We start from the raw sequence: 18,875 nt of genomic DNA, 5'->3' as shown, positions 1-18,875 counted from the left end.
CTCGGCGTCGGTCAGCGGCAGGTCGGGCTTGGCGAGGACCTCGCGCAGCTGGTCCTCCCGCCCGGCACGCAGCAGCAGGGAGGTCCAGACGGACAGTGCCTCCGGACGAAGGGAGCCGACCCCGCCCGCCGCGACGGCGTCGTCGAGGACGGCCAGACCCCGGGTGTGGGACCCGTCGGCGCCGCCCAGGGCGAGGACCCGGCCGAGCACGTCGGTGTGGCCCCCGGCCCGCAGGACCTCACGGGCGAAGGGACTGCGGGTGCGCAGGGCAAAGGCGGCATAGGCGTCGAGGTCCGACGCGGTCAGCTGCTGCGCCGCGTCGGGGACGAGGCCGGTGGGGGAGTCCCCCATCAGCGCGTCCGGTCCCGCCGACCATCCGCGAGGGCGTCGAGCACCTCGACGCGGGTGCGCTCGGTGCTGGCGACGAGGCGGGCTCCGAGGGCGTCGACGCGCTGCGTCAGCTCGGCCACGTCGGTGGAGGCGGCGCCGCCTGCGCTGGCCCGGGGAGGGGCGCCCCACGGGCCGACGACGACCACGGTGGTGACGAGCTGCATGAGCGCCAGGCCGACGACAGCGGCCTCCCAGCCGACGAGAGCGGCCAGGGCGACGGTGATCAGCAGGAGCACGGCCTGCGCGGCGACCACGGTCGAGGAGCGGCGCAGGAGCGCACGGGCGGATCGCGGGTCAGAGCCCATGGGCGTCGTCCTCGTGGTGCGTGGGTGCGGGAACCATCCGCAGCATCCTAAGCCTCGTGCCGGGTCGGGGCAGGAGCGCCGTGCGAGACTGTCTGCGGCCCGAGAGTCTCGACCGTCCCCGACCCATCCAAGGAGAACGACCCGTGGCGCCTCTTGTTCTGCACGTGACCGGTGCTCGCCCCAACTTCCCCAAGGCGGCGCCCGTCCTCGAGGGGCTCGGCGCGTACGACGTCGAGCAGCTGCTCGTCCACACCGGTCAGCACTACGACGACAAGATGTCCGACATCTTCTTCCGGCAGCTCGGCATCCCGAAGCCGGACGTCAACCTCGGTGTCGGCTCGGGTGCCCACGGGGCGCAGACGGCCAAGGTCATGGAGGCGCTCGAGGAGCTCTTCACCGAGCGCCGCCCCGATCTCGTCGTCGTCTACGGCGACGTCAACTCCACGGTCGCCGCTGCGCTCGTCGCCTCGAAGATGGGCATCACCTTCGCCCACGTCGAGGCCGGCCTGCGCTCCTTCGACATGACGATGCCGGAGGAGATCAACCGGCTCGTCACCGACAAGCTCTCCGACCTGCTGCTCACGACGAGCACGGACGCGATCGGTCACCTCGGCAACGAGGGCACCGACCCGGACAAGATCCACTTCGTCGGCAACCCGATGATCGACACGCTGCTCAAGAACAAGGAACGCTTCGACCCCGAGGCCGTGCGCGGCGAGGTCGGCATCGAGGGTGACTACATCGTCGCGACGCTGCACCGGCCGGGCAACGTCGACGACCCGGAGGACGTCAAGGCGCTCGTCGCCGCCATGCACGCCGTCGCCGACCAGGCCCAGGTCGTCATCCCGCTGCACCCGCGCGGCCGGGCCCGGCTGGAGGAGGCCGGCTTCCTCGACCACCCGGGCATGCGCGTCATCGACCCGCTCGGCTACATCGAGTTCATGGGCCTCGTCCGCGGCGCCGCCGCGGTCGTCACCGACTCCGGTGGCGTCCAGGAGGAGACGACGATCCTCGGGGTCCCGTGCCTCACCCTGCGCCCCAACACCGAGCGCCCGGTGACCATCACCCACGGCACCAACCAGCTCGTCACGCGCGAGACGCTCTCCGAGCGGGTCCGCGAGGTCCTCGCCACCGGCCCGCTCGAGACCTGGGACACGCCGCCCCTGTGGGACGGCCACGCCGGTGAGCGCATCGCCAAGGTGCTCGCCGCGGCCGTGGGTGCCGCTCGTCGAGGCGAGGCGTGACCGCAAGCTCGGGGGACACACGTCTGAGCGCCGAGGCCAGGGAGAGCGCCGCCGAGGCGCACCACGGGGCGAAGGGGGGCAAGAACCTCCGCGGTGACATCGAGGGCCTGCGGGCCATCGCCGTCGGCACCGTGCTCCTCTACCACGTCGGCATGCCCTTCCTGCCCGGCGGCTTCGTCGGCGTCGACATCTTCTTCGTCATCTCCGGCTTCCTCATCACCTCGCTGCTGCTGCGCGAGACGGTGCGGTCCGGGCGCATCTCGATCGCGGACTTCTACGCCCGCCGGGCTCGACGGCTGCTGCCGGCCGCCTCGGTCGTCCTCGTCTTCACGGCGATCGCCGGGTGGTTCGTCCTCTCCGGTGGCGACCGGGCCAACCTCGGCGTCGACGTCATCGCGGCGACCTTCTACGTCATCAACTGGGCGCTCGCCCTGCGGTCGGTCGACTACCTCGCCGAGGACGACGCACCGTCGGCGCTGCAGCACTACTGGTCGCTGTCGGTCGAGGAGCAGTTCTACGTCGTCTGGCCGCTCGTCATCATCGTCGGGCTCGTGCTCGCCCGACGCCTGTCGGTGCGCGCCAAGCCGCTGCTCTTCGGCGTCCTGTCCGTCATCGCGCTCGCCTCCCTCACCTACTCGGTGGTCCACACGGCGGCGAGCCCGGCGACGGCCTACTTCTATACGACGACCCGCGTCTGGGAGCTGGCGATCGGGGCCCTGCTCGCCTTCCTCGTGCTGCGGCTGACCGCCCTGCCGCGGATCGCCGCCGAGGTGCTGTCGGGCATCGGGCTGGTGCTCGTGCTGGGTGGGGCCTTCATGCTCGACGAAAAGGTCGCCTGGCCCGGCTCGTGGGCCCTGGTGCCCACCGTCGGGGCGGCACTCATCATCGCGGCCGGCTGCTCGACGCAGCGCACCGTGGCCGCCCGGCTGCTCAGCCTGAAGCCGATGGTCTGGATCGGCGGCCTGTCGTACGCGATCTACCTGTGGCACTGGCCCCTCATCACGCTGGCCCAGCAGGCCTACCCCGACGTGCGGCTGCGCCACCTGGCCCTGCTCGGCGTCCTCTCGGTCGTCCTCGCCTGGCTGACCAAGCACCTCGTCGAGGACCCGATCCGGTTTCACCCCGGCCTGAGCCGCCAAGGCCTCGCGGGGGCTGCTCTTCGGCCTCGCGTCGATGGTGGTGACGACCCTCGTCGGCACGGCGGTCTGGGCCTCGGTGCCCAAGCTCGACCCCGACGCGCAGGTCGAGGGGGCGACGACCCTCGTCGCCGACGCCGCGAGCGAGGACTGGAGCGTGGACGACGAGGCGGTCGCGCAGCTGCCGACCTCCGGCGACGTCGTGCCCGACCCCGCTGTCGCCACCGAAGACAACCCCTCGTACTACGAGGACGGCTGCCAGATGACCAACGGCACCGTCGACGTCGACCCCTCGTGCGTCTACGGCGCGCAGGACGGCGACACGAGCATCGCCATCCTCGGTGACTCCAAGATGGGGCAGTGGTTCCCCGCGGTCGAGTCCATCGCCGACAGCGAGGGCTGGCGCCTGGAGCTCTACCTCAAGGCGGCCTGCCCCTTCACCTACGCCGGCGCCAACAAGGCCGAGTGCTCGACCTACAGCCGCAACGTCGTGGGGCACATGGAGTCCGAGGGCGCCCCCGACATCGCGATCGTCTCGCAGAGCACGACCGACTCGCCCAAGCTCCGCGAGGGCATGGCAGAGGCCATCGGTGACCTGCGCTCGCAGGGCACCGAGGTCGTCGTGCTCGCCGACACCCCGCGACCCAAGGACGAGGTCTACGCCTGCGTCGAGGAGCACCGTGAGGACTTCGCGCAGTGCGACTTCCCCGCAGCGGGCACGGGACGTGCGGGCAACGGCACATCGGCGCTGCGGGCCGTCGCGAAGGCGGAGGACCTCCCCTTCGTCGACCTCAACGAGTGGATCTGCCCGCCCGGGCGCGACACGTGCCCGGCCGTCGTCGGCGGCACCCTCGTCTACCGCCAGGGCAGCCACATCACGGCCAGCTACATCCGCTCGCTGACGCCCATGCTCTACCGCGCGCTCGCGGCCGAGGAGCTGACGCAGCGGCAGGCGGGCCAGATCACCGTGGACGACATCCCGTAACCCCGGGCAGGGACGACGAAGGGCGCCACCCCGGTGGGGGTGGCGCCCTTCGTCTTGGCTCCGGTGGCCAGGGGCGGGGTCGAACCGCCGACCTTCCGATTTTCAGTCGGACGCTCGTACCAACTGAGCTACCTGGCCGAGCCGGTCCGAACCGGACCAGCGAGCGACCCTGACGGGACTCGAACCCGCGACCTCCGCCGTGACAGGGCGGCGCGCTAACCAACTGCGCTACAGGGCCTTGGTGTGCAAGGCACGTGCACGATACTGCTGTGCGTATCCCCAACGGGATTCGAACCCGTGCTACCGCCGTGAAAGGGCGGGGTCCTAGGCCGCTAGACGATGGGGACCCGTCTCCGAGAACCCCCTCGCTACGCAGCAGGCAGCACCCGAATCCGTCGAGGACTCGAGAAGCATACGAGACACATCGCCGATCGCCAAAACGAGCGCGTCGGTCCCTGCAGGACCGGGTGCCGACGGTCCGTCCGCAGCGGAATGCCTGCACCCCGCAGTTACCCTGAGGGGTGGCCCCCTGACCAGCACACGAAGGACCCATGGTGGAGACAGACACGGCGCCCGGCTCGTCCGGACGGTTGACCGAGGGGCTGCCCGAGCGGCGCTTCCGGCCCGAGCTGCACGGCCTGCGCGGCCTGGCGATCCTGCTCGTCGCGCTCTTCCACGTCTTCGGGCACGGCCGCGTCTCCGGCGGTCTCGACGTCTTCCTCGTCGTCTCCGGCTTCCTCTTCACCGGCATGCTCCTGCGCGAGGCCGCGACGACCGGGCGGATCCGCGTCGGTCCCTACATCGGCCGGCTGGCCCGACGCCTGCTGCCGGCCATGGTCACCGTCGTGGCCGTCACGACCGTCGCCGGACTGCTCGTGCTGCCCGAGAGCCGCTGGAACGCGCTGCTGCGCGAGGCCGCCGCCTCGGTGCTCTACGTGGAGAACTGGGAGCTCATCAAGAGCCAGCTGGCCTACGAGGCCGCCGGAGCGGACACGAGCGTCTTCCAGCACATCTGGTCGCTCTCCGTGCAGGGGCAGTTCTACCTGCTGTGGCCCGTGCTGACGATCGTCGCCGTCGTCGTGGCGCGCCGCCTCGGCATGCGCGCCCGGACCGCGATGATCGTCGTCTCCGTCCTCGTCATGGCGGCCTCCTTCCCCTTCGCCGTCTACATGCACCACGCCCAGCAGGCCAACGCCTACCTCAACACCGGCACGCGCCTGTGGCAGCTCGCCTTCGGTGCGCTCATCGCCCTGCTCGGCGCCGAGGTGCTCCCGCGCGCGATCCGCCCGGTCACCGGCTGGATCGGCCTGCTGCTCATCATCACCTGCGGCTTCTTCCTCGACGGCGGCCAGCTCTTCCCCGGCCCGTGGGCCCTGTGGCCCGTCCTCGGCTTTGCGCTCGTCATGTGGTCCGAGCACGACGCCCGGTGGGGCGTGACGCGGGTGCTGCAGCTGCGGCCCTTCGCCTGGGTCGGCGACATCTCGTACGCCTTCTACCTGTGGCACTGGCCGATCCTCGTGCTGTGGATCAGCCACAGCGGACACGAGCGGGTCGGCCTCCTCGAGGCCGTCGGCATCCTCGCGCTCGCCATCACGCTCGCCCAGCTCACGCTGCGCCTCGTCGAGCGCCCGGTCACCGCCCGCCTCGGCTCCCGGCCCGGCCCGGCCATGGCGCTCGGAGCCGCGCTCGTCGTGCTCGTCGCGGCACCCACCGCACTCGGCGCCCAGGCGATCACCCGCCATGAGCAGGACGAGCTGGCGCGTCAGGAGTCGCTCACGCGCGTCGCCGCGGAGGACAAGGTGCTCGGCTCCGCCGACAAGCCGCTCGTGCTCGACAACCCCGGCGCCCGCGACCTCGACCCGGACAGCTGGGTGGACGCCGCGCCCGACGCCGAGCTCATCCCCGAGCTCGGCGTGCTCGAGAAGGACCAGCCCGACTACTACGACAAGCCCTGCCGCCAGCAGGCCGACGGGCCCGGCACGGAGAAGCCGCTGATCTGCGACGACCCCGATCACCCCGAGGGCTCGCCCGGCTGGGAGGAGATGCCCGTCGTCGTCGTCGCTGGCGGCTCGCACGCCGGCCAGTGGGTGCCCGCCTTCGAGGAGCTCGGTCGTCAGCACGGCTGGCGCATCCTCGTCGCCGACAAGGGCGGCTGCCAGCTGACGAGCAACCACGGCCAGTACCCGCGACCGCGCGACATCACCCCGCGCAGCTCGTGCGTCGCCTGGAACAAGGAGATCGTCGACGTCCTCGACGACCTCGACCCCGACCTCGTCGTCACCATCGGCACGACCAGCCTCGGTGCGCCGGAGAGCACCTCGCGCGGCTTCCTCGACAAGTGGGCCGAGCTCGAGGAGCGCGACATCCCCGTGCTGACGATGCGCGACAGCCCCCGCATCCGCAAGCCGCTGTCCGAGTGCCTCAGCCGCACCGACGACCCGAGCGACTGCGACACCCCGCGGGTCGGCAGCAAGAACTACGGACTGGCGGCGACGTCCCCCTTCGTCGGCCTGGAGGGCACCGACGGGATCGGCTACGTCGACCTGTCGGAGTACTACTGCCCGAAGGACACCTGCCCGGCGGTCGTCGGCAACGTCATCGTCTACCGCGACGCCTCGCACCTGTCGTCGACCTTTGTCCGCACGCTCGCCGCGCCGCTGTCGCGCGAGCTGCGCGAGCAGGCCCCCCCAGCTCTACGAGTGAGGCTCAGCGCGGGGCGGCCCACTCCCGCACCCGCTCGGCCTCCCAGGTCGTGATGATCCGCTCGAGCGGCACCCCGAGCCGCTCCGCGCGCTCGGCGCCGTAGGCCTTCATCTCCAGCTGGCCGGGCGCGTGCGCGTCGGAGTCGACGGCGAAGAGGCAGCCGATCTCCAGAGCCAGCTCGACGAGCTCGTCGGGCGGGTCGCACCGCTCGGGGCGGGAGTTGATCTCCACCGCCACGTCGTGCTCGGCGCAGGCCTCGAAGACCGCGCGCGCGTCGAAGTCGCTCTGCGGGCGCGTGCCGCGCGAGCCGGTGACGAGACGACCCGTGCAGTGGCCCAGGACGTTGACGCGCGGGTTGGCGACGGCCGCGACCATGCGGGCGGTCATCGGGCCCCGCGCCATCTTGAGCTTCGAGTGCACCGACGCCGTGACGAGGTCGAGCCGCGCGAGCATCTCCGGCGTCTGGTCGAGACCGCCGTCGTCGAGGATGTCGACCTCGATGCCGGACATCACGGTGAAGGCGTCGCCGAGCGAGGCGTCGATCCGTGCGAGGAGGTCGAGCTGCTGCGCGAGTCGCTGCGCGGAGAGCCCGTTGGCGATCCGCAGGCGGGGCGAGTGGTCGGTGAGGACCATCCACTCCTGCCCGAGCTCGACCGCCGTGAGGACCATCTCGTCGATCGGGCTGCCTCCGTCGGACCAGTCCGAGTGCAGGTGGCAGTCGCCGATGATCGCCTCGGTGTAGGCGGTGCCGCCCTCGACGAGCGGGCCGCCGTGCTGTTCCTGCTGGGTGGCGAGGTAGTCGGGCAGCTCGCCGCGCACGGCCTGCTCGATGACCCCGGCCGTGGACCTGCCGATGCCGGCGAGCTCGGTGACGGTGCCCGCCTCGACCCGCTCGCGGACCTCCCCTTCGTCCAGCTCGCGCAGGGTCGCGACGGCGCCCCGGAAGGCCTCGACCCGCCGGCTGTGCTGCCGGGACCGCTCGAGGAGGAAGGCGACGCGACGCAGCGCCGCCACCGGGTCGACCGGGGTCTCCAGCGGGTCGAGGGACCTCACGACGTCACCAGGAGGTGTGCAGCGGTCGGCCCTCGGCGAAGCCGGCCGTCGACTGGAGCCCGACGAGTGCCCGCTCGTGGAACTCCTCGAGCGTCGTCGCGCCCGCGTAGGTGCACGAGCTGCGCACGCCGCCGACGATCTCGTCGATGACGTCCTCGACGCCCGGCCCCTGCGGGTCGACGTACATCCGCGAGTTGGAGATGCCCTCCTCGAAGAGGGACTTGCGAGCCCGGTCGAAGGGGGAGTCCGCCGCCGTGCGGTGCTGCACCGCCCGTGCCGACGCCATGCCGAAGGACTCCTTGTAGCGGCGTCCGTCCGCGTCGACGACGAGGTCACCGGGCGACTCGAGCGTGCCGGCGAACCAGGAGCCGATCATCACATTGCTCGCACCGGCGGCGAGGGCGAGGGCGACGTCGCGCGGGTGACGGACCCCGCCGTCGGCCCACACGTGCTTGCCCATCTCGCGGGCGGCCGCGGCACACTCGAGCACCGCGGAGAACTGCGGCCGACCGACGGCCGTCATCATCCGGGTCGTGCACATCGCGCCGGGGCCCACCCCGACCTTGACGATGTCGGCGCCCGCCTCGATGAGCTCGCGGGTGCCCTCGGCGGAGACGATGTTGCCCGCGACGACGGGCACGTGCGGGTCGAGGGCGCGGACGGCCGCGAGGGCGTCGAGCATCTTGCGCTGGTGGCCGTGCGCGGTGTCGACGACGAGCACGTCGGCGCCGGCCTCGAGCAGCGCGGCGGCCTTGCCGCCCACGTCGCCGTTGATCCCCACGGCCGCGGCGATCCGCAGACGGCCCTGTGCGTCGACGGCGGGGGTGTACATGCTGGCGCGCACCGCCCCCTTCGTCGTCTGGATGCCCACGAGCCGGCCGTCGGCGTCGACGACGGGCGCGACCCGGCGGCGGGCGCGGTGCAGCTCCTCGAAGGCCGCGCGGGGGTCGGCCCCGGCCGACAGGGTCATCGGGTCGGCTGACATGACGTCCAGGACCTGCGTGAAGCGGTCGACCCGGTCGAGGTCGCGCTCGGTGACCACCCCGACGGGGCGGCCGTCGCGCACGACGACACCCGCGCCGTGGGCCCGCTTGCTGATGAGGGCGAGCGCCTCGCCGGCGGTCGTGCTCGGCTCGAGCGTGATCGCGGTGTCGTGGACGAGGTCGCGGGCCTTGACCCACGAGATGACCTCGGCGACGACCTGCACGGGGATGTCCTGCGGGATGACCGTCAGACCACCGCGTCGGGCCGTCGTCTCGGCCATCCGGCGACCCGCGATCGCCGTCATGTTGGCGACGACGAGCGGGATCGTCGTGCCGGTGCCGTCCTGGGTGGTGAGGTCGACCTCGTGCCGACTCGCGACCTCGCTGCGCCTCGGCACCATGAAGACGTCGTCGTAGGTCAGGTCGAACTGGGGCACCAGGCCGTTGAGGAACTCCACGGTGACCAGTGTAGGGAGGGAGATGGGGCAGGATCGCAGGGTGAGCTTCCTGCAGGAGTCCCCCGCCGACGAGCGCCGCCGGGCCGGTCTGCGCCGCATGCGCACCGTGGCCACGGGGCTGCTCGTCCTCGCGGCGCTCGTCTACGTCATCACCCTGCGTCTCGACCACGGCGGCGTGTGGGGCTTCGTCAACACCGCCGCCGAGGCGGCGATGGTAGGAGCCCTCGCGGACTGGTTCGCCGTCACGGCGCTCTTCCGTCACCCGCTCGGCCTGCCCGTGCCGCACACGGCGCTCGTCAAGAAGCGCAAGGACGAGCTCGGACGCAGCCTGCAGGAGTTCGTCGCCGACAACTTCCTCACCGAGGAGATCGCGCGTGACCGGCTGGCCTCCGCGCACGTCGCCCAGCGCCTCGGTACCTGGCTCGGTGGCGCCGACCAGCGGCAGCGGGTGCTCACCGAGGTCGCCCGCGGTGGGACCCGCGCCCTCGAGCGGGTGGCCGACGAGGACGTGCACGACTTCCTCGAGCAGCTCCTCCTGCCGCGCCTGGCGCAGGAGCCGATCAGCCCGATCGCCGGGTCGCTCCTCGAGGGCGTCGTCGACGGCGGCAGCCACACCGGTCTCGTCGACCTCGGCATCGACGAGATCACCCGGTGGTTGCGGGACAACCCGGAGCTCTTCAAGCAGGTCGTCGGTGACAAGGCGCCGTGGTGGACGCCTGAGTGGGTCGACGACAAGGTCATCGACTGGACCTACCGGCAGGCGGTCACCTGGCTCCGCGAGATGCGCTCCGATGCCCGCCACCCGGCACGGGCGGCCCTCGACGACCTGCTGCGGCGCCTGGCGGCAGACCTGCAGCACGACCCCGAGGTCATGGCGAGCGCGGAGTCGCTCAAGGAGCGTCTGCTCGCGCACCCGCAGGTGCCCACGAGCGCCGTCGCCGTGTGGCAGTCGCTGCGCACCTCGCTCCTCGGGGCGATGGCCGACCGGGAGTCCTACTTCTGGCGCCGCGGCGACGAGCTGCTCACGCACCTGGGCGACCACCTCGCGCACGACGCGGCGTGGCAGCAGCGCCTCGAGACCCACCTGGGCGAGGTCGTCGCCTTCTTCGTCAACACCTACGGCGACGAGCTCGCCGAAGTCATCTCGGTGACCGTCGAGCGCTGGGACGCCGACGAGGCGAGTGAGCGGATCGAGCTCTTCGTCGGCCGCGACCTGCAGTTCATCCGGATCAACGGCACCGTCGTCGGCGCCCTCGCCGGCCTGGCGATCCACTCGGTGAGCGTGCTCATCGCCTGACGGAGACGGCCCGGCGCTAGCGTGCCCGCATGGGACTCTTCGACCGCCTCCGCAAGCGCCAGGACCCGACCGCCCCCCGCGCGGCAGGTAGCGCAGGAGCCGGCCGTCGAGCTCTCGCCGGACGAGCTCGCCGAGCACGAGTCCGCGCTGCGTGGCTCGGCCCGGGTCACCTTTGCGACGACGCGGATGCCGATGGTGCAGCACGACGACCTCGCGACCGACGCGGCCGCCGAGGGGCTGCCGCTCGAGCGCGCCCGCGAGATCCTGCGCGAGGAGTGGGACCGGCGCGTCCAGCTGGCGCAGGAGCACCGCGATGACGACGACTCCGGCGCGGTGCGGCGGGCCTTCGTCGCGCTCAATGCCGAGGGGGTGCTCGCGGTGGAGGCCCTCGGGTACGACAACGACGAGGGTCACGAGCTCGCGACGGAGGAGGCCGGGGACGTCGGGGCGGAGGGCTACGTCTTCTTCCACGCCCAGGACGTCGAGCGCGTCGTCGACGGACCCGGCACCCTGCACCTGCGGTATGCCGCGGCGCGCTACACGGCGACGTCCGCTGCCGACAAGTACGCCGAGGACGAGGCGGTCGGTCGACGGGTCGTCGCGGCGCTCGAGGACGAGGGGCTCGCGCCGACGTGGGACGGGTCCGGCGCCAGCACGATCACCCTCGAGAGGCTGCGCTGGTACCCGGTGCCGGGCGACGCCTGAGCGCCGGAGGGGGTGCGCTGGGCGTCAGCGGGGCGTGCTGAGCGGCAGCCGGACCTCTGCCCGCTCGACGTGCCGCCGGGGCTGGTCGGCCACGTGGAGGTCGCCCGTGGGTCGGGTCGGCAGCGAGGGCAGCGACACGCGCATCGCGGGGCGCTCCACGAGTCGCCACGACAGCACCGCCAGCGGCAGCACGCAGGCGAAGGAGACGAGCGCGAAGACGGGCGCGGGCACGATCGCGCCGAGGCCGAGCATGCCGAGCACCTGCTGGACGGGCCAGCCGTAGACGTAGAGCCCGTAGGAGTGGTCCTCGCGGGCGGCGATCGAGGTGCGCCAGGTGCCACCGACGTGCAGCAGCGCGTAGGTGAGCGGCACCGCACCGAGCAGGTTGAGCGCCGACTCGCTCGCGACGGTCAGCCCCGCGACGGCGACGACGGACAGGGCCGCGAGGGGGGGTCGTCGTGCGGAGCCAGTCACGCAGCGCGTAGGCGAGGACGCCGACGGCGAAGAAGGTGAAGAGGCGCAGGGCGCTCGTGATCATGTGCGCGGCGCCGGAGAGCTCACCGACCCACCAGCTGAGCAGGGGCAGGGCGACCGCGGCGACTGCGGCGGAGGCGACGAGGTGGCGTCGCACCCACACGATGCCCAGGGCGGCGCCGCACAGCAGGTAGGCCGCGAACTCGTACATGAGCGTCCACAGCGAGCCATTCCACATGCCCGGGTTGGGCGCGCCGGCGAGCGTCCCGCCGATCGCGGGGGTGGTCATGACGAGAGCCGCGTTGTCGAGGACGTAGGCGAGCGAGTCGGCGGGGTTCCACCCGTGGCCGCCGATGACCCCGCCGAGCGGCGCCAGCACGAAGCCCGTGACGGCCAGGCAGGCCCAGAAGCCCGGGAAGATCCGCTTGGCCCGCCGCCAGATGTACGTGCCGAAGCCGTTGCGCAGCCGGCTGCCCGCGATGAGCAAGCCGGATAGGGCGAAGAATCCGTTGACCCCGATCGTGCCGAAGCGCTCCATGGCGCTCGCCCCGTAGCCACCGAGCGGCCACGAGTGGGCGAGGATCACCGCCGCGGCAAGCCCGAGGCGGACGGCGTTGAGCGAGTTGTCGCGGCTGGTGAGGAGTGAACTGACGGGGGAGGACATCCCTTCGACCGTAACGAAGAGGTAACGGCCCGTCACATCGAGAGGGGGTGGGAAGGCTCACCCCGTCTCGGCGTGGAGGTCCCAGCCGGTCGGGTCAGCGCAGCGGGTCGAAGGGGGTGAGCTCGGGGGCCGGTCGGCCCGTCGCGATGGTCTGCGCGAGCAGCCGGCCGGTGGCCGGGCCGAGGGTCATGCCCCACATCCCGTGGCCGCCGGCGACGAGCACGCGCGGCGAGCTCGTGCGGCCGATGAGGGGCAGGCCGTCGGAGGTGCAGGGGCGCGAGCCGACCCACTCGTCCTGGCGGTCGTCGAGGTCGACGCCGGTGAGGAAGGGCCGGGCGGCGTCGACGATCGCGGTGATCCGGCGCGGGTCGAGCGCGGCGTCGGGCGCGCGGAACTCCATCATCCCGGCGACCCGCAGCCGGTCACCGAGCGGTGTGCAGGCGATGCGCTGCGCCGGCAGGTAGACCGGCCCGCGCGGGGTGTGCTCGATCGGCACCGAGAAGCTGTAGCCGCGGCCGGCCTGGACGTGCTCGCGCACGCCGAAGGGGCGGGCGAGCTCGTCGAGCCAGGTACCCGTCGCGACGACGACGGCGTCGACGGCCTGCGTGCCGGCCTGGTCGAGGGCGAGGCGCACCCCCTTCGTCTCGTCGGTGATGCCGGTGACCCGGGTGCCCTCGTGGATCGTCCCGCCGCGGGCCCGCACCGAGGCGGCGAGGGCGTCGACGTACTCGCCGGGGTTGACGTAGCGCTGGCCGAGCAGGCGGATGCCCGCCCCGATCTGGTCGGAGAAGGTCGGCTCCGCGGAGCGGACCTCGTCGCCCGTCAGCTCCTCGAAGCCGACGTCCTGCCCGGAGGCGGCGATGTGCTCGAGCTCGGTGAGCAGGAACTCCGTCTCGCTGCGCGTGCGGTAGCCGGCGATGAAGGAGGTGGCCTCGAGGGCAGTGGCGCCCACGCCGCCGGCGGCGAGGTCGTCGAAGGCGGGCAGGGCGTGCCCGTTGATCGGCACGAGCGAGCGCATCGAGCGCGACCAGCGCCGCATCGTGCTGTTGCGGGTGAAGGTCGCGAGGAACTTCAGCAGCCGCGGGTCGGTCGTCACGGGGACGTAGACCGGTGACGCGGGCGAGATGACCGCCTTGATCCCGTAGGAGAGGACCGCCGGGTCGGGCAGCGGGGTCGAGATGCCCGGGGTGATCCAGCCGGCATTGCCCCACGACGAGCCGGCGGCGACGCCGTCGCGGTCGTAGACGTCGACCTCGATGCCGTGCTCCTGCAGGAACCATGCGGTCGACAGACCGACCATGCCGGCGCCGACGACGGCGACTCTGCGGGGGGTGGGGGCCTGGCTGCTCATCGTGTCCTCTCGAGACGGCCCGCGGGGTCTCCGCGGCGCATCTTGCACACTGTGCCCCAGATCACGTTGGTGGGCAAAGCCCTGCTGCGCACTACGCTGTGGCGGCCGGGCCTCTAGCTCAACGGTCAGAGCTGCGGACTTTTAATCCGTAGGTTGTGGGTTCGAATCCCACGGGGCCCACTGTGTGGTGTCAGGTGACGTCGGAGCCGGTCAGCGCACCGCTGCGCCCGCGTCGACGACGCCCTCGCCGAAGATCCCGTTGCGCTGGGTCGTGCCCGCGCACGTCACGCTGCCCTCGTCCGCGGGACACGGCTGGTCGACGGCCGTCTCGAGCAGTCGGGCGGCGACGTCGTCGGGCGACATGCGCTCGCCGTGCGCGCTGATGATCAGCGCCGCCGTGCCCGTGACGTGCGGCGAGGCCATCGACGTGCCCTGGAGCCAGGTGTAGAGGCCGCAGCGCCGGTCGGGGTCGGGGTCGGTCTCGCCGATGCCGTCGGGGCAGCTGCGCACGACCTGCTCGTTGCCGCTCTCGGTGACCCGGCCCTCGTCGTCGACGGACCCCTCGGTCCGGGCGAGGTCGCGGGGGAGGGCGGAGAGGATGCCGCCGCGACCGTCGGGCTCCTGACCGCCGGGGGCCGCGACGTCGATGCGCCCGTCGTCGGGGTCGGAGGTCCAGTTGGAAAAGGTCGACCGGACCGCGCCCTCGTCGATCGACGCAACACCGATGACGTGCTCGCCGTCGAGCGGCATGCGCTCGCACTCCTGCGGGTCGACGGTGCGCGCGTGGGCGTCGTCGCCGTAGTTGGGGCTCGTCTCGTCGGGGCCGCGCGAGCCGACGTCGGCGCCCTCGTTGCCCGCGGAGGTCACGATCGTCACGCCGGCCTCGTGGGTGAGGTCGTAGGCGCGGTGCATCAGCTCGAGGGCGACGTCCTGGAAGTCGGCCTGTTCGGGGCTGTCCCCCTTCGCCCCGCCGGGGCAGGCGACGAGCCAGGGGTCGACGTAGTAGCTCATGTTGACGACGTCGAGCTGCTGGTCGGCGGCGTAGGTGAGCGCATTGACCGTCGGCCCGAGGAAGAAGGTGCCGGAGTCCTGCCCGGCCCGCAGGTCGACGAGGGTGATGCCCGGCGCCACGCCGGTGACGCCGAGGTCGTTGGCCGCGGCGGCGATCGTGCCGGCGACGTGCGTGCCGTGACCGCCGTCGTCGACGCCGACCGGGTCGACGCAGCTGTCGACCTCGCACGAGCCGTCGATCTCCGGCAGGTCCGAGACGAAGGATCGTGAGAGGCCGGTGTCGAGCACGGGGGCCAGGTCGGGGTGGCTGCTGTCGACGCCAGTGTCGATGACCCCGACCCGCACCTCGCGTCGGCCGGTCGTCACCTCGTGGGCGCCGGCGGCGTCGATCTCCTCCAGGCCCCACAGCCACCCGTCGAAGGGGTCGCCGCCCTCGGGGGCGTCCGGGGGTGCGGGGATGTCGGTGGCCGGTGTCAGGTCGCCGTCGCTCGGCAGGGGCACGTGGGGCGGGTGCCAGTTGGTGCTGCGGTCGGTGACGGCGGCGCTCACGCCGTCGACTCCCTTCGCCCGCTCCGCGACGTCGCGAGCGGTGCTGCGCAGGGTCACCATGCCGATGCCCGTGTTGATCGAGGTGAGGTCGAGACCGTCGGCCTTCAGGGCATCAGCGACGTCCTGGGTGTCGGCCGGGTCCTCGACGACGACCACCCAGTCGCGGCCCCCCAGCGGCGGGTCGAAGGTCTCGACCGTCGTCTCCCGCGGCGTGCTCACCGGGGCCGACGTCGACCCGCTGGTCTCCGGCGGGTCCTCACCGCCGACGAGAGTGCACCCGCTCACCGTCAGGGCGAGTGCCGTCAGCACCCCCACACCACGACGTGCCCGCATCGGTCGTCCCCCTTCGTCGGTCCGGTGCACTGAGTCTAGGAGGCGAAAGGGGGCAGGCCCGCAGGAAGCGCGCCTGCCCAGTGGCCTAGGCTGGCCCCGAGCCAGACGCACACCAGTGCAAGGGAATCCGGTGAGACTCCGGAGCTGTCGCGCAGCGGTGAGGGTGACTGGCGGGGTGCAAGCCACTGGGCGGTGAGGCCTGGGAAGGAACCCCGCCGGGTCGACCCCGAGTCCGAAAACCTGCTGGCTCGCTGCATCCGCACGGGTCTCGCGATTGGGCCCCCGAGGCACCTGGAGCCGCGTGTCCCACGACCGTCCCGGCGGGCGTCGACTGCCCGTCACGCCCCTCTTCGTCGCCCTGCTGCTGGCGACCGCCGTCAGCGCCGTCGCCTCGCTCGCCTTCGGCTCCGAACCGCTCTCGGTCTCCGGTGTCGTCGACGTGCTGCGGGCCCGCCTGTCCGGGTCGAAGGGGGCCGACCCCACCTACGACACGATCGTCTGGGAGCTGCGCGCCCCCCCGCGTCATCATGGCCGTCGTCGTCGGCGCGGGGCTGGCGATGGCCGGGGCGTGCATGCAGACGCTCGTGCGCAACCCGCTCGCCGACCCCTACCTCCTCGGTGTCTCGGCCGGCGCGGGCGTGGGCGCCACCTTCGTCATCGTCATCGGCGCCTTCAGCGGCCTGGGCATCTGGGCGCTGTCCTTCGGGGCGCTCGGCGGCGCGCTCCTCGCGACCGCCCTCGTCTTCGGGATCTCGATGTGGCAGGGCGGCATCACCCCCCTCCGGCTCATCCTCACCGGCGTGGTCATGTCCGCCGCCTTCAGCTCCGTCTCGAGCTTCCTCGTCTTCTTCAGCGCCGACCCGCGAGCCACCCAGTCGGTGCTCTTCTGGCTGCTCGGCAGCCTCTCGGGGTCGGTGTGGCAGCAGATCCTCCCGTCGGTGATCGTCGTGGTGCTGGCCATCGCGATCCTGCTGGCGCTGCACTCGTGGCTCGACGCGCTCGCCGCTGGGGCCGACGTCGCTGCCGGGCTCGGCGTGCCCGTCCGCGGCCTGCGGATCGGGCTCTTCGTCCTCACCTCGGTCCTCGTCGGCGTGCTCGTCGCCGTCTCCGGCGGCATCGGCTTCGTCGGGCTGGTCGTCCCCCACCTGGCCCGCATCGTCGTCGGCGCCCTGCACCGTCACGTCCTGCCGATCGCCGCCGTGGGCGGGGCCCTCTTCATGCTCTGGGTCGACGTCGCGGCCCGGGTCGTCGTGCGGCCGCAGGAGATCCCGCTGAGCGTCGTCACCGGCCTCGTCGGCGCCCCGATCTTCCTGCTGCTGCTCGGCAGACGGCACTACACCTACTCGGGAGGTGGCGAATGAGCCACCTCACCTGCCGCGGCCTCGCCGCGGCGATCGACGGCCGCACCATCGTCTCCGGCGTCGACCTGACCGTGCCCCGCGGCTCCATGCTCGCCGTCGTCGGGCGCAACGGCAGCGGCAAGTCCACGCTCATCCGCGCGCTCGTCGGCCTGCGCCGGCCCGTAGCCGGAAGCGTCCACGTCGACGGCGCCGACCTGACGACGCTGCCGGCGCGGCAGCGCGCCACCCGGGTGGCCCACGTCGGCCAGGAGGACGCCCCGCCGGAGGACCTCCTCGTCGGCGAGATGGTCGCCATGGGCCGCATCCCGCACCGCCCCCCGTGGGCCGTCGACGCGAAGGGGGAGCGCCGCCTCGTCCTCGACGCACTCGACGCCGTCGGCCTGGCGGACAAGGTCGACCACCCCTGCCAGCACCTCTCCGGTGGCGAACGCCGTCGCGCGATGCTCGCCCGCGGCATCGCCCAGGGCACCGACCTGCTCGTCCTCGACGAGCCGACCAACCACCTCGACGTGCACCACCAGATCCAGCTCCTGGAGACCGTCCGGGCGCTGGGCCGGACCGTGGTCGCGGCCGTGCACGACCTGCAGCTGGCCGCCGCCCACTTCGACGAGGTCGCCGTGCTCCACGACGGCGGGCTCCACAGCGTCGGTCCTCCCGCCGCCGTCCTCACCCCCCAGACCGTGCGTCACGTCTTCGACGTCGACGCCCAGCACCTCGTGGACCCGGCGACCGGCCGGGTGCACCTCGTCCTCGGAGCCGGCGCCCCGCCGGCCGCCAGCCACCGGAAGGCAGCCTCATGACCCCCCTTCGCGCAGCCCGCGTCAGCGGAGCACTCGCCCTCACCGTCGGACTGCTGGCCGCCTGCGGCGACGACGCAGGCACCGACACCACCTCCGCCGGGGGGGAGGTGACGATTTCCAACTGCGGCACCGACGTGACCTTCCCTTCGCCCGCGGAGCGGATGTACGTCGGCGGCGACGGCAACCTGCTGTCCATGGTGCTCTCGCTCGATGCGCAGGACCAGGTGGCCGGCGTCAGCGGTCTGAGCGACACCAAGGAGGCGCTCTCAACGGCCTACGGCACGGACGTCGTCGATGCCCTGCCCGTGGCGACCACGGACTACCCGACGATGGAAAACGTCATCGCGCAGAAGCCTGACGTCATGCTCGCCGGCTGGAACTACGGCTACTCAGAGGAGAAGAAGCTCACCCCCGACCTCTTGGCGGACCGAGACATCGCCGGATACGTCCTGTCCGAGAGCTGCCGTCAGGCCGACGGCAAGCGGGGCACGATGCCCCCGTGGGAGGCGCTGTCGGCCGACATCGACAACCTCGGCAAGATCACCGGTCGCGAGGAGGAGGCGAAGGAGGTCAACGCCGACATCGAGGCGCGGCTCAAGGCCCTGCAGGCCGCGCCGCAGCCCAACGAGGCCCCGACGGTCTTCCTCTTCGACTCCGGCACCAAGCAGATCTTCACCTCCGGCTCCTTCGGTGGCCCGCAGGCCATCATCGAGGCGGCCGGTGCCAAGAACGCGACGGCCGATGTCAAGGACACCTGGACCGAGGTGTCGTGGGAGCAGCTGGTCTCCTCCGACCCGGACTTCTTCGCCTTCGTCGACTACGACGGGCAGACCTTCGAGGACAAGGTCAAGGTGCTCAAGAGCAACCCGGCGACCAAGGACCTGCCCGCGGTCAAGGAGGAGCGCTTCCTCAACCTGCCGATCCCGGCCTGGACGAGCAGCCCGCTCAACATCAACTCGGCCGAGCAGCTGCGGGTCGCCCTCGAGGAGCACGACCTCGTGCCCGAGAGCGACATCGAGCCCGAGCACGACCTCCAGCCGACGACATCGAAGAAGTGAGCGGCGGTGGCTAAG

General features: G+C 72.2%; 15 protein-coding genes, 4 tRNA genes and 1 riboswitch. Of the genes, 10 read left to right on the top strand and 9 right to left on the bottom strand.

All coding sequences use genetic code 11. From position 1 onward, the window contains the following. Positions 1–350: 350 nt before the first annotated feature. Positions 351–695 (bottom strand): hypothetical protein, encoded by a 345-nt coding sequence (locus B277_RS08650; RefSeq protein WP_007927327.1) that lies wholly within the window; start codon positions 693–695, stop codon positions 351–353. 143 nt (positions 696–838) lie between these two features. Here B277_RS08650 and wecB point away from each other — a divergent pair, with 143 nt between their 5' ends. From wecB to B277_RS17955, 3 genes are read left to right on the top strand one after another with little or no spacing between them, the layout of a single operon-like run. Further along, a complete protein-coding gene (gene wecB / locus B277_RS08645; protein ID WP_128277303.1) occupies positions 839–1,939 on the top strand; it encodes a non-hydrolyzing UDP-N-acetylglucosamine 2-epimerase in 1,101 nt (366 codons plus the stop codon). Next, positions 1,936–3,420 (top strand): acyltransferase family protein, encoded by a 1,485-nt coding sequence (locus B277_RS08640; protein ID WP_051987957.1) that lies wholly within the window; start codon positions 1,936–1,938, stop codon positions 3,418–3,420. The genes wecB and B277_RS08640 overlap by 4 nt, the downstream gene beginning before the upstream one ends. After that, the gene (locus B277_RS17955; protein ID WP_040881206.1) at positions 3,338–4,060 is read left to right on the top strand and encodes an SGNH hydrolase domain-containing protein; all 723 of its coding nucleotides are present in this window, start codon (positions 3,338–3,340) and stop codon (positions 4,058–4,060) included. The genes B277_RS08640 and B277_RS17955 overlap by 83 nt, the downstream gene beginning before the upstream one ends. A 64-nt stretch (positions 4,061–4,124) precedes the next feature. Here B277_RS17955 and B277_RS08630 read toward each other — a convergent pair. The 3 genes from B277_RS08630 to B277_RS08620 form a co-directional block, all read right to left on the bottom strand. Beyond that, positions 4,125–4,198: transfer RNA gene (locus B277_RS08630), tRNA-Phe, on the bottom strand. Between the two features lie 26 nt (positions 4,199–4,224). Further along, positions 4,225–4,298, bottom strand: a tRNA-Asp gene (locus tag B277_RS08625). 36 nt (positions 4,299–4,334) lie between these two features. Next, a tRNA-Glu gene (locus B277_RS08620) sits at positions 4,335–4,407 on the bottom strand. Positions 4,408–4,611: 204 nt separating this feature from the next. Here B277_RS08620 and B277_RS08615 point away from each other — a divergent pair. After that, entirely contained in the window at positions 4,612–6,816 is a 2,205-nt protein-coding gene (locus B277_RS08615) for an acyltransferase family protein (RefSeq protein WP_007927324.1), read from the top strand. Here the strand turns inward: B277_RS08615 and B277_RS08610 are convergent. Further along, on the bottom strand, positions 6,767–7,816 hold the full coding sequence (locus B277_RS08610; protein WP_007927322.1) for a PHP domain-containing protein: 1,050 nt from the start codon (positions 7,814–7,816) through the stop codon (positions 6,767–6,769). The genes B277_RS08615 and B277_RS08610 overlap by 50 nt on opposite strands. A 4-nt stretch (positions 7,817–7,820) precedes the next feature. After that, positions 7,821–9,257, bottom strand: coding sequence for a GuaB1 family IMP dehydrogenase-related protein (locus B277_RS08605; protein ID WP_007927319.1), 1,437 nt, complete (start codon positions 9,255–9,257; stop codon positions 7,821–7,823). Between the two features lie 40 nt (positions 9,258–9,297). Here B277_RS08605 and B277_RS08600 point away from each other — a divergent pair, with 40 nt between their 5' ends. Beyond that, positions 9,298–10,554, top strand: a complete 1,257-nt coding sequence (locus B277_RS08600; RefSeq protein ID WP_007927317.1) for a DUF445 domain-containing protein — start codon at positions 9,298–9,300, stop codon at positions 10,552–10,554. Positions 10,555–10,575: 21 nt separating this feature from the next. After that, a complete protein-coding gene (locus B277_RS08595) occupies positions 10,576–11,259 on the top strand; it encodes a DUF6891 domain-containing protein (RefSeq protein WP_007927315.1) in 684 nt (227 codons plus the stop codon). Here B277_RS08595 and B277_RS16830 read toward each other — a convergent pair. Together B277_RS16830 and B277_RS08585 are read right to left on the bottom strand one after the other, a co-directional pair. Further along, positions 11,213–12,397 carry an acyltransferase family protein gene (locus B277_RS16830; protein WP_083853702.1) on the bottom strand — a complete coding sequence of 395 codons (1,185 nt, stop codon included), beginning with the start codon at positions 12,395–12,397 and terminating at the stop codon, positions 11,213–11,215. The two genes, B277_RS08595 and B277_RS16830, sit on opposite strands and share 47 nt — an antisense overlap. Before the next feature lie 94 nt (positions 12,398–12,491). Then, positions 12,492–13,748: an NAD(P)/FAD-dependent oxidoreductase gene (locus B277_RS08585; protein WP_007927312.1), complete on the bottom strand. Its 1,257-nt coding sequence runs from the start codon at positions 13,746–13,748 to the stop codon at positions 12,492–12,494. A 107-nt stretch (positions 13,749–13,855) separates the two neighbouring features. Between B277_RS08585 and B277_RS08580 the strand changes: the two genes are divergently transcribed. After that, a tRNA-Lys gene (locus B277_RS08580) sits at positions 13,856–13,928 on the top strand. Between the two features lie 30 nt (positions 13,929–13,958). On the opposite strand, the gene B277_RS08575 is transcribed toward B277_RS08580, so the two are convergent. Then, positions 13,959–15,617 carry a S8 family peptidase gene (locus B277_RS08575; RefSeq protein WP_157986931.1) on the bottom strand — a complete coding sequence of 553 codons (1,659 nt, stop codon included), beginning with the start codon at positions 15,615–15,617 and terminating at the stop codon, positions 13,959–13,961. Between the two features lie 109 nt (positions 15,618–15,726). Further along, positions 15,727–15,903, top strand: a riboswitch (cobalamin riboswitch). A 265-nt stretch (positions 15,904–16,168) separates the two neighbouring features. Here B277_RS08575 and B277_RS08570 point away from each other — a divergent pair. Genes B277_RS08570 through B277_RS08560 form a run of 3 tightly spaced genes read left to right on the top strand, consistent with a single transcriptional unit; the run spans position 16,169 to position 18,860 of the window. Beyond that, positions 16,169–17,002, top strand: coding sequence for a FecCD family ABC transporter permease (locus B277_RS08570; RefSeq protein ID WP_007927308.1), 834 nt, complete (start codon positions 16,169–16,171; stop codon positions 17,000–17,002). Beyond that, a complete protein-coding gene (locus B277_RS08565; protein ID WP_007927306.1) occupies positions 16,999–17,802 on the top strand; it encodes an ABC transporter ATP-binding protein in 804 nt (267 codons plus the stop codon). The genes B277_RS08570 and B277_RS08565 overlap by 4 nt, the downstream gene beginning before the upstream one ends. Continuing rightward, positions 17,799–18,860 (top strand): ABC transporter substrate-binding protein, encoded by a 1,062-nt coding sequence (locus B277_RS08560; protein ID WP_007927303.1) that lies wholly within the window; start codon positions 17,799–17,801, stop codon positions 18,858–18,860. Before B277_RS08565 ends, B277_RS08560 begins: the two co-directional genes overlap by 4 nt. Positions 18,861–18,875: the final 15 nt, after the last annotated feature.

Origin of the sequence: Janibacter hoylei PVAS-1 (assembly GCF_000297495.1) — a bacterium.
GTDB classification, from domain to species: Bacteria; Actinomycetota; Actinomycetes; order Actinomycetales; family Dermatophilaceae; genus Janibacter; species Janibacter hoylei.
The sequence above is the reverse complement of the archived record's forward strand: the minus strand, read 5'-3'. Positions and strand labels throughout refer to the sequence as shown.